The 9,143-nt window shown below is 50.0% G+C and carries 13 protein-coding genes; 5 read left to right on the top strand and 8 right to left on the bottom strand.

What is annotated here, in order from left to right; all coding sequences use genetic code 11:
• Positions 1–161: 161 nt before the first annotated feature.
• The 7 genes from ACT3R4_RS17805 to ACT3R4_RS17775 are packed head-to-tail and all read right to left on the bottom strand — an operon-like array spanning position 162 to position 4,598.
• The gene (locus tag ACT3R4_RS17805) at positions 162–557 is read right to left on the bottom strand and encodes a DUF7673 family protein (protein WP_441680144.1); all 396 of its coding nucleotides are present in this window, start codon (positions 555–557) and stop codon (positions 162–164) included.
• A gap of 11 nt (positions 558–568) precedes the next feature.
• Positions 569–3,235 (bottom strand): toprim domain-containing protein, encoded by a 2,667-nt coding sequence (locus ACT3R4_RS17800; protein ID WP_441680145.1) that lies wholly within the window; start codon positions 3,233–3,235, stop codon positions 569–571.
• Positions 3,236–3,281: 46 nt separating this feature from the next.
• Positions 3,282–3,539: an ogr/Delta-like zinc finger family protein gene (locus tag ACT3R4_RS17795; protein ID WP_441680146.1), complete on the bottom strand. Its 258-nt coding sequence runs from the start codon at positions 3,537–3,539 to the stop codon at positions 3,282–3,284.
• Positions 3,539–3,742 (bottom strand): hypothetical protein, encoded by a 204-nt coding sequence (locus ACT3R4_RS17790; protein ID WP_441680147.1) that lies wholly within the window; start codon positions 3,740–3,742, stop codon positions 3,539–3,541. Before ACT3R4_RS17790 ends, ACT3R4_RS17795 begins: the two co-directional genes overlap by 1 nt.
• A gap of 38 nt (positions 3,743–3,780) precedes the next feature.
• Positions 3,781–3,984 carry a hypothetical protein gene (locus tag ACT3R4_RS17785; RefSeq protein WP_159176371.1) on the bottom strand — a complete coding sequence of 68 codons (204 nt, stop codon included), beginning with the start codon at positions 3,982–3,984 and terminating at the stop codon, positions 3,781–3,783.
• A 25-nt stretch (positions 3,985–4,009) separates the two neighbouring features.
• Entirely contained in the window at positions 4,010–4,216 is a 207-nt protein-coding gene (locus tag ACT3R4_RS17780; protein WP_441680151.1) for a hypothetical protein, read from the bottom strand.
• A gap of 55 nt (positions 4,217–4,271) precedes the next feature.
• Complete coding sequence (locus tag ACT3R4_RS17775) at positions 4,272–4,598, bottom strand: hypothetical protein (protein ID WP_441680153.1); 327 nt, start codon at positions 4,596–4,598, stop codon at positions 4,272–4,274.
• A 91-nt stretch (positions 4,599–4,689) separates the two neighbouring features.
• Between ACT3R4_RS17775 and ACT3R4_RS17770 the strand changes: the two genes are divergently transcribed.
• The 4 genes from ACT3R4_RS17770 to ACT3R4_RS17755 all read left to right on the top strand — a co-directional run bounded on the left by ACT3R4_RS17770 (position 4,690) and on the right by ACT3R4_RS17755 (position 8,469).
• Positions 4,690–5,343, top strand: coding sequence for an XRE family transcriptional regulator (locus ACT3R4_RS17770; protein ID WP_441680155.1), 654 nt, complete (start codon positions 4,690–4,692; stop codon positions 5,341–5,343).
• Between the two features lie 276 nt (positions 5,344–5,619).
• On the top strand, positions 5,620–6,672 hold the full coding sequence (locus ACT3R4_RS17765; RefSeq protein WP_441680157.1) for a PD-(D/E)XK nuclease domain-containing protein: 1,053 nt from the start codon (positions 5,620–5,622) through the stop codon (positions 6,670–6,672).
• Complete coding sequence (locus ACT3R4_RS17760) at positions 6,669–7,793, top strand: hypothetical protein (protein WP_441680159.1); 1,125 nt, start codon at positions 6,669–6,671, stop codon at positions 7,791–7,793. The genes ACT3R4_RS17765 and ACT3R4_RS17760 overlap by 4 nt, the downstream gene beginning before the upstream one ends.
• The gene (locus tag ACT3R4_RS17755) at positions 7,771–8,469 is read left to right on the top strand and encodes a hypothetical protein (protein WP_441680160.1); all 699 of its coding nucleotides are present in this window, start codon (positions 7,771–7,773) and stop codon (positions 8,467–8,469) included. The genes ACT3R4_RS17760 and ACT3R4_RS17755 overlap by 23 nt, the downstream gene beginning before the upstream one ends.
• A 5-nt stretch (positions 8,470–8,474) precedes the next feature.
• On the opposite strand, the gene ACT3R4_RS17750 is transcribed toward ACT3R4_RS17755, so the two are convergent.
• The gene (locus ACT3R4_RS17750; protein ID WP_441680162.1) at positions 8,475–8,693 is read right to left on the bottom strand and encodes a DUF4113 domain-containing protein; all 219 of its coding nucleotides are present in this window, start codon (positions 8,691–8,693) and stop codon (positions 8,475–8,477) included.
• Positions 8,694–8,848: 155 nt separating this feature from the next.
• Between ACT3R4_RS17750 and ACT3R4_RS17745 the strand changes: the two genes are divergently transcribed.
• The coding region (locus tag ACT3R4_RS17745) for a hypothetical protein (protein ID WP_496201271.1) at positions 8,849–9,143 on the top strand (295 nt) is incomplete at its 3' end.

Here is a 9,143-nt window from a genome sequence, read left to right as displayed (position 1 = left end):
CGCCCAAGGTAATGCATCGCGGCGGGGCTTGGGGATCTCGTTACCGCAGTCCTCGTAGTCCGGGTCATGGTTTGGAATGCGTAAAGAAAGGCGACTGCTGAGCGCGGCCTCCATGCGGCGTTCCATGAGCTCGGCGGCTATGTCGGCGTTATCTGCCATGGTTACTGTTCCTTTTGTTCGATGGCAGCAAAGCGCTGCATTAGCTGGTGGCCATGCGGCAGGTATTCGTGCAGCTCGCGATCGCTAACGGCTGACCACTCGATCACAGCTAGGGCGGCGCGGCGTAGGTCGTCATCCAGTGCTCGCAGGCTGGTGAGCTTCAGTGGCCAAGCGGCACTGTTATAAACGGCCAGCAGCACGCGGCGGCAGTACTGCGGTTGGTGGCTATCGCCCAGACCAACGTGGGCCAGGCGTTTCAACGCAGGCAGGCCGCTAGTGGCCACCTGAGTGCGGTAATCATCGGCGTTGGCTTCGGCAGCAATCATGGCCTCCAGCGCTTGGCGGTTACGTTCGCGTAGGCGTTGGGTCACCAGTGGCATTGCATTGTTAGTAGTCATCACAGGCTCCTTCATGCTTGAAACACCCAGCACTTCACGCTGCCGCCGTGTAAGCGGACGCGGGAGTTCACGGTGCGGTTGGAATCGATAAATTTGCGGGTCTTGCTGCTTTTCAGGTAACGCTTCAGCTCGCGCACCTCCGGGGTGCGCAGCTTGTATTCGGCGCAGGTGCGCTCGAAGTCCTTCAGGTTGATCGCGATCAGGTCGCTGCCCTTGCCGTAGTGGTTCAGCATCGGGTCGTCGCGTAGGCCCTCGATGTAATCAAAGGCCTCCCAGAATTCGGCGACCAAGGGGTGGTCAGCATTGATGGATTGTTGCCGTTCACGGGCCATGCTCACTATGTGGCCAAGGGCGGTATCCAGCGTTTGCTCATCAAACAGGCCCAGCCCTTCCGGCCCCAGGCACTCCACCAGGGCCATCAACTGGCCGTGGCACTTGGCAATACGCAGCACTTTAATATCCGGGTCATCAGCAAGTTGGTCGGCATAGTGCCGGGCGCGCTGAGTGATCAACGCCATCAACGCGGCTTCACGCTGGGCGACCTGCAGGCTGAACTGGCTAACCTGCTCGATCTCGGTACGCTCCAGTGCCTCGGCCAGTACCTTGGTCTCCTTGTTTTGGCCTTCCCGGGTAAAGTGCAGGTGGCAGATACGCGTTTGAATCGCCTCACCGGCCTGCACCGGCGCGTTCTGGCTGATCACGATGCTGCCGCGAAAGGGCGGCTCGTAAGTGTCGTTACCGCTGTTCTTTACGCCCCGGGCGCGGATCGAGCGGCCGTTAAAGGCGGTTTTCAACTCATCCCAATCGAACTGCTTCTGCTTGGCGCCGCCTTCCTGCTCGCGGTCGGATTCGATCAACACCACTGGCAGGTTGCTCACCTGGGCGAAGTTACGCGAGCGCGCTGGCATGGTCGCCTTGCTGGGGTCGAAGCCTTCATAGTCGCGCCGGCCGCACAGTTTCCACAGGAACTCGATCAGCGTGGATTTACCCGCGCCGGCTTCGCCCACAATCTCCAAAAATGGAAAGCTGCCCATCTCGGCGCGGATCTGCTCGGCCAGCAGGCTGCCTAGCCAGTAGCCGAGTGCCACCACGCCCTTGGTGCCAAAGGCGCCCAGTAGCTGCCGCGTCCACTCGGTGCTGAATGCCTTGCGGTCCGCATTGATGGAAAGCGACACCGACTGGCTAAGGGTCTTCAACTGGCGGCGGGGGCCAAGCTCGAAGAAGTCCTCGCTGTTGATCGGCACCACCTTGCCGCCGGCTACAGCTAGGTCGCCGAACACATACGCGCCGTGTTCCTTGCTGTAACCTATGAAGTCGATGGTTTCGACGGTTTTGATGTTGCCGATCTGATCCTGCAGCAGGTTATCCAGCTGTTGGCTGGTACCTGTCCACACCGCGCCCGGGGCCACGCCCAACAGGCGCTTTTTATACTCGGACGCAGAGGCCAGCTGGCCACCGCTAAAGGTGTTCTTGCTTGGCGGGCGACCGTCCGGAAACTCCACGCGGTAGTAGTACCAGCTCTCATCCGTGACCGCGTTGGCCTGGTAGTAAAGCGCCGTGGGGTAGCAGGTGCAGATCCGCTTCACGCTGCCAGATTGCTCTAAAGCGGCGTCGCGCAAGGCCGGGTCAATTTGCCGCTGGTCTTCACCATCCAGTCCATCGGCGCGTAGGGCACGGTCAAACGCGTCCATATCCAGCTTCCACCACCACAGCTGGCGTTTGAACTCGAACCAGAATTCCCGCTGCTCACGGCGCTTGTACATCAGCAGTGCCTTGGCCATGGCCGTGGGGGCCAGTAACAGGTCACCGTGGTAACGGTAGGTTTCCTGGTGTTTCTCGGTTAGCTCACTGCGCTGGTGAGCATCATTCCAATCGTGGCCACCGCTGGGGATCTGAGCGGCGTGGCACTCCCAGCCTGCTGCCCGGGCGCGCTTAACGTGTTTGTGGGTAGCGTTATGGCCAGCGCGGTTGTTATCCAGTGCCCACACCAGCGCAGGGCGGCAGGTGCCGGCCTTATGAGCCGCATCGGAAAGGGCGTTTAACGCCTCATCCGGGTAGTTACCGCAGCTCATGGCTGAGACCGCCGCAATGCCATGATGGTAAAGGGCGATGGCATCGAAGATGCCCTCGACTACCCACACTTCCTCAGCCGCCACCAGGTCGCCCAGCGTCAGTGCCGGCGGGCACCACCACTGGCCCTTATAGCGCCCTACAAAGTTGGCCTTCTGCTTGCCAAAGCGTTCCGGGTTATCCAGCAGGCGCTCCCAATAAGCGCCGCCGGGCAGCGGAAAGCGAACGGTGGCGGTGCCACCGATCTCAGGCTTCCAATAGCTTTCTTGTGTGTACCAGCCCTGAATGCGGGAAAGCTCAAAGCCCCGGCCATCGCGTAGGTAGCCATCCGCCACTGGCGTGGTGGACGTGGGCTTCTCGTTACCCTTGGGGCTGTAGCGTTCACTCCAGGAGCGGAACAGGTCAGGAAACAGCGCCTTAACATGAAGTTGCGCGCCGCAGTTGTTCTCCCGCCCGCACTTCAGCATCCACGGCGCTTCGGCGTTGATGTACGCCTCACGCTTACCGCACTCCGGGCAGCGCACCCGTTGCAGGTAGGGGCCGCGCTCAATCGCCTCAAAATCGCTGATTAAGCGCGCAACAATGTCTTGGCGCAGCGATAAATTCACGCTCGCCTCCTTGATGTCACAGTAAGTAGCGGTGCCGTTTAGGCGTTCACGATGACCTTTGCGCCTGCTTGATCGCTTGGCTAAGCAACGAGGGCGCAAACGGCAGGTCGACCGTTGGGTTGGGGATGTCGCTGGGCGTCAGCGTGTTACACAACTCGAACCGAGCCTTACCCCGAAAGCCACAGTCGTCGTTGCGGCATTCCACGATCGCCTCCCTGTACACCGGTGTTAGCCCCTGGCTTTTGCGAATGCGCAGGTTCTGGTTGCAGTGCGGGCAAGGAATACGGTGTTTGCTAGTCGTCATCAGTTCTTTCTCTCAATGGGGTAAAGAGCGCGGCCGCGGCCGGTTAGTCCTTGGGTGCCTTTGCGTAAGCGCCGACGAAGTAGCCACTCGGCGGCGTCATCCAGGCGTTGAAAATCTTGCTGTTCGCATACCTGCTGCAGCACGGCCTCTAACTGGTCATCCAGCGGAAGGCGTAGATCGCTGCGGGCGGGTTGGTCAGCCATACTTCAGTGCTCCTTGAGGTCCTCAAAAGGGCCTGCGTTTACGACGCCTGCTGGGGCATAGTGCTAACAGAGAGATCAGCAACGCCCAGCGTCTCCAGTGCTTCTTTCAGCACCAGTTGACGCAGCAGCGACGCCCGCTCGATGCCGGTGTAGTCCACCAATGCATCAATCAGTTGGGCCTCGTACTGATCCAAATTGAGAGCGGCGTAACGGGTGCGCACACGTTTGGGGTCCTGGTACATGGCAAACATCCTTATGCAAGGCAGGTCATTCGGCGTTCAGAGTGTCTTGGTCGTACTGGGCGATGCCCCGCAGCATCAACATGCGGGCCGTGGCCGAAAGGGTGCGCATTTCAAGCTGGGCAATGCGCTCAATATCGCCGCGTTCGCTTTCGGTCACGTGGGCCATGATGGGAGAGTTACACCCCTTGGGGGCATAAATTGGCTTTGGGGTAATGGTGTTGGGCGAGGTCATGGGTTAGGCTTCCAGAACAGTGTGTAAGAGAGTGAAAGACTGGGAACGCAGTAGCTCAACGCTCGTACAGACGCACCAATTTGCGTTGCAGCCAGTGCTCATCCAAGTGAGTACGCAGCTCGCAAAGGGCGTCTTCGATATCGACGGCTGGCGTGCCGTTGGTCAGCATCGTGGCAGCGAGCTGGCCAACCGCCTCAGCGGTAGTGCGTTCTTCCAACGCTTCGAGAGCCGCCAGTGGGTTGGGCTGCTCGGTGCCCTGGGCAAGCGCCTTCTCAATGGCACGGCGGGTACGTGGCGAACAGCGTTCCAGCTCTACCTCAACGCCGCGAAACAGGGTGGTGGGGGAAGGCGGTACAAAAATTGTGGCAATGATGGTGACCATGGCAGTGGCTCCCTTTGCGATGTGTAGTGAAGTGAAAGACATTATTAGGATGGAATCAAATGATTTCATTGTCAATGGAGAATGAAATTAAATGAGTTCTTTAGGGATGCGTTTGCGTGAAGAGCGGGTAAGGCTAGGCTTCTCTCAAACGGAGCTTGGTGACATCGCAGGCATCACGAAAAACACTCAGATGCTCTATGAAAGTGAGAAGCGTAGCCCCAAGGCTGATTACCTTTCGGCTTTGCATGCTGTCGGTGTGAACACTCATTACGTGCTTACAGGGAATCGTTCGATTTCATCGAATGTAAAGCCAGTAGATTTATCTGAAGGGTTAACACCGATACCCATGTACGACATCGAAGCTGCTGCCGGTGCAGGTCGCAGCTTTGAAGGTGAGCCGGTTCAAACCGTTCTGCAATTTCCCAAAAGCGAGCTAGCCGAGCAGGGGCTGGACCCAGCGCAGATCGTGGGCGTTAAGGTGCGCGGTGACTCCATGCTGGGTACTCTGGACGATGGGGATTGGGTGCTGGTCAACCGTGGCAATCGTGACCCTAAGCAGGAAGGAGTGTTTTTACTGTTAGTGAGTGGTGAAAGGCGAATCAAGCGGGTGCAGCGTTTAGCAGGGGGCGCGCTGTATTTGATTAGTGATAATGAGCTTTACCAGCCGGAAATGATCAAGCCGCAGGATATGGGGGATGTGGAGATTCTGGGGCGGTGTGAGATTCGGATCGGGCGGGTTGTTTAGTGAGTTATTACTCACTTGAATATCCAGCTAATGCCTTAACTTGCCCGCATTGCAATGGTTCTTTGTGTTGGTTTGATTCATTTTACAATGCCATGGAAGTGAATTGGCTTTGTTCTTAAGTTACAGACATTTCATTGCCTAATTCAGTTGTACAGTTAAAGCTGATTATAGGAAATAAATTAATCAATTGATATTTTTGACAAGCATGGCGTCAAGCTTGGATAAGGTAGTTCATAATTAAAAATTTTAGCTTGGCCTGATTAATGGGGATCATAAATGGCTGGTGAGACAAGTAATACTGAAATCATGGCAAAGTTTGTTTCTGAAGAGCTTTTCTCATTCTTTAGGTGGGATAAAGCAGATCTGATGGATGAGAATTTTCCATGCTGTAAACCTTTGAATCATTCTAAGTATGAAACCCATACTCATCCCGTGGATGTGGTTTTTTCATACTCAGATCCATACCTAAACAGAATGGTCTTCTTAAACACAGACTTAAAGAGTTATAAGAAGGGTTCTATAAGGCAATCAAACGTTAGAAGTGCTCTTAAATCTTTAGGTTATACGATTGAGTGCGCTCGTGTTAGCCCCGTTTGGAAGGGCAGATACACTTTGTCTGAAAATACATCGCCAGATGTTAGAGGTATGCTCTTTGTATATAACCATGATGGAGAATATGATAATAAGTTTTATAATTTCATAACTCCCGATGAAGATGATAAAGACGCATCTTCTATAAATACCGATAGTCTCCCTATTAAGAAAAAACAATACCTCCATATTCTAGATCCAATGGCTATTAATTATTTGACTACAGTAGTCAACGATGTGAAAAGATTGCATCATGATAGGAGTTTTCCACAAGACAATTATTCATTTTTTTATCCTGAGCTGACTCTTCATAAAACTCATGGTAAAGCACACACGCGTGCTGCAACAATTGAGCTTCTAACTGCTCCTTATTTGATAATCAAACATGATGAGGTGATGAAGTATAACGAACAGACTAAAGTGGTAGAGAAATGTTATGATTCAGGATATGTCATTTATTATAATCGACCAGGTAACGATCATAGAGAATTTATATATTTCTTCGACATGATTTCAAGGTTTCAGATTTTGGATAGGGGAGAGAAAATAAGACTTAGAGTTGCATGTTCTGAAAGACATAGTGAGATAAGAGCAAATTTTGAGAAAGCGATTGTTGCATACTCTCAAGCATGGGGTTTCGATGATTATAAAATAAATTTGCTTAACGATATTGAATTTGTGCTAATTGATACATGGAGTAAAGTGTTTAATACTATTAATGTGGGGTGGGAGAAATGAACTCGGGAAACCTATATAGCATTAATGATAAAGCTATTTATGACGCTTTACATCAGTCAAAGCTTACGAAAAGTGATTTGAAAGAACTTTTTTTAGCTAGGGGGATAGTGATTTCTTCAGATGCTTCAAGAGAAGATTTAGCAAGATACTTTTCAAGACTTTTACATGACTATTATGACTATCAAGCTTTGGCCAAGAGGCTTGGTTCAAGCTCTCGTCGTGATAAATCAACAATTTCATATGTTGATATGGGAGGGCTTACAATCGATGAGGTAGAAGATGCTGCCCATGAGTTAAGTGACCTTATTAAGGAGTATGATGCTACAGCTCAAGTAAATAGAATTGGAGATAAAGTTGAAGTCTTAGTGAATTACAGAATAACCAATTTTAATAAGAACGAGTTTAGTCAGGTTGTTAACAGAGAAGGAGTTATTGATCTTGAAATTGAAGATGGTAAGCTCTTAATAAGAAGTCCTTTAACTGATACTGTCGAAAATGTGAAGGAGGTTCTGGTTGAATCCGTAGCAGTTAATAATGATGTTGAGTTGTCGATTGAAAGTATTAACATGAAAGGCATTAGTAGTGCTGAAAAGCGTACTGAGTTCTTTGAGCATTTGGTTCATCAGCTTGATGGGCTAGCTCATCATGATGTTACAGATGTGTATATTTATAATCCAAAAAATAAAAGTGATGATTTTGAAGATTCAGATAGCGATATTGAGGAAGAAGTATTAGATCTTGGCGTACATATTACCCGAGCTTCTTTGAAAGGCGAGAAAGTTTTGCTTTCTGAAGAGATAAAAGGACTTTATGATAAAGGATTTTATATTTGGAAAATAGTTTGGCAAGCTGTTGAGAATAGCTTTGATTCTGATATATATGAGTTTGAAGCTCAGTTTAAGAATGCTGAGGAGTTTACTGGTTTTTCTTACTTGGCGAGAGGATACTATAAGTACAAAGAAGGCGGTGAATATAATTCAAGCAGAAATGGTTTTAGTGATATAATGGAAAGAAAACTTGGTGTTAAAATTGAGAAGGCCGCACAGTTAGCTGTACAGCATATTGCAAACACTGATTCCGAGCAGCTAGGAGATGATGATGATCAAGGTGAAAGTAGTTAAGTGCCTACTTGATATATCTTTGAAACACTTTGTTGAAAAGATTGCTAGCTTGACTGACTTTGGCCCTCAGGATAATTATTGTACTTTGGTTGAGTACAATGATTCCTCATTGTCTGCAGTGTATGTTGAGAAAGTTGTTGCCCGTGAAACTGTTATTGATATTCACGGTAATGAAACTGAGATTGATGTTGTTCGATACCCTCGGTATGAATTTCAAATTCAGCACTTTGGTAAAGAGGGTGAGTATTTGCTTTTGATATTTAACCCTCCTAGAAGCTTAAAAGCATTGATAAATTTCTTAACATTAGAGTTAAATAATAAAATTTATTTTAGAGAGATGAAGCTTTCGATTGAAAATTTTGTTAGTAGTGCAGCTTTATCTGAAGAGTTTACACATTTTACTGTTGATAAAGTAAGGGCGAAAGGAGTTCAGGTTAGTGGCTCTTCGTATGCAGATATTTCGATTTCATCTACTGGAGATGCCTACCAAGATATTGAAAATTTTTTAGATAGAAAGAGTTATAAAATAAGTAATATCCGTATTCGCATTAAAACTAAATTTGGCCACGGGAAGATTGAGATTTCATCTGCAGGCCTATTAGGTGTAGACCAAAATATCTTTGATGAAGTTTTAGATTTTTTCTTTAGTTCGGCGAAGGATATTGTCATATATTAATTACTTTATTTATGGTCACTTGGCTTTATACTCAATTTGGAAAATGTAGCGCTTCCAATTCTAGCAGCTCCCTCATCCGTATAAGCCACCATCAACTCATCCCAGTTAGTCGTATACCGCGGGTTTCGGCTCGCGCAGCGTAGGTGCCAGGGGGCGTTCTTTTCTGGTAGCCCTAAGCGTACCGTTCCCTTTCCCATCTTCTCATTGGCGTCTATGGTGGCCATGAGCTGTTGGCGGTGCTTATCGAGTCGACAAAACCAATCATAATTTGCCTTACCTATTGTGTAATGCTGTCATTTTATACAGTATTAAGCTCTGGGAGCGCGACAGGCAAACACTAATATACGTCGCGTAATATCAAAAACTTCAGGGCAAGGGCATGCGCGTAAACTACTTGGGGCCAGCAGTGGTGAGGGTTGAACATCCAGCGTTAGCGGAATTTGATCAACGGCGGTTTTCACCCAGTTATTTTTTAGTCGAGGTGAGCGAAGAGGCGATACCGGGCGGGCCATGGATGGAGGGGGATGTGCTGGTAGTGGATGAAGCGCGCTCGTTTGGCCACGCGGATTTGGTGGTGGCTGAGGTGGAAGGGGAATATCGCTTGTTTAAATCGCACCGGGTAGGAAGCCGCTGCCGGTTGTTGCCGCCCAATGGTGGCGAAGGGTGTTTTGTTG

Source organism: Halomonas sp. AOP7-E1-9, from assembly GCF_052376035.1.
Lineage (GTDB): Bacteria > Pseudomonadota > Gammaproteobacteria > Pseudomonadales > Halomonadaceae > Vreelandella > Vreelandella citrativorans.
Note: the sequence above shows the minus strand (reverse complement) of the source record. Positions and strands in the feature narration are given on the sequence as shown.

Excerpts from the sequence above, each read along its gene's own strand:
- ACT3R4_RS17805 (WP_441680144.1), bottom strand. The coding sequence starts at position 557 with ATGACTACTAACAATGCAATGCCACTGGTGACCCAACGCCTACGCGAA.
- ACT3R4_RS17795 (WP_441680146.1), bottom strand. The coding sequence starts at position 3,539 with ATGACGACTAGCAAACACCGTATTCCTTGCCCGCACTGCAACCAGAAC.
- ACT3R4_RS17790 (WP_441680147.1), bottom strand. The coding sequence starts at position 3,742 with ATGGCTGACCAACCCGCCCGCAGCGATCTACGCCTTCCGCTGGATGAC.
- ACT3R4_RS17785 (WP_159176371.1), bottom strand. The coding sequence starts at position 3,984 with ATGTACCAGGACCCCAAACGTGTGCGCACCCGTTACGCCGCTCTCAAT.
- ACT3R4_RS17780 (WP_441680151.1), bottom strand. The coding sequence starts at position 4,216 with ATGACCTCGCCCAACACCATTACCCCAAAGCCAATTTATGCCCCCAAG.
- ACT3R4_RS17775 (WP_441680153.1), bottom strand. The coding sequence starts at position 4,598 with ATGGTCACCATCATTGCCACAATTTTTGTACCGCCTTCCCCCACCACC.
- ACT3R4_RS17770 (WP_441680155.1), top strand. The coding sequence starts at position 4,690 with ATGAGTTCTTTAGGGATGCGTTTGCGTGAAGAGCGGGTAAGGCTAGGC.
- ACT3R4_RS17765 (WP_441680157.1), top strand. The coding sequence starts at position 5,620 with ATGGCTGGTGAGACAAGTAATACTGAAATCATGGCAAAGTTTGTTTCT.
- ACT3R4_RS17760 (WP_441680159.1), top strand. The coding sequence starts at position 6,669 with ATGAACTCGGGAAACCTATATAGCATTAATGATAAAGCTATTTATGAC.
- ACT3R4_RS17755 (WP_441680160.1), top strand. The coding sequence starts at position 7,771 with ATGATCAAGGTGAAAGTAGTTAAGTGCCTACTTGATATATCTTTGAAA.
- ACT3R4_RS17750 (WP_441680162.1), bottom strand. The coding sequence starts at position 8,693 with ATGGCCACCATAGACGCCAATGAGAAGATGGGAAAGGGAACGGTACGC.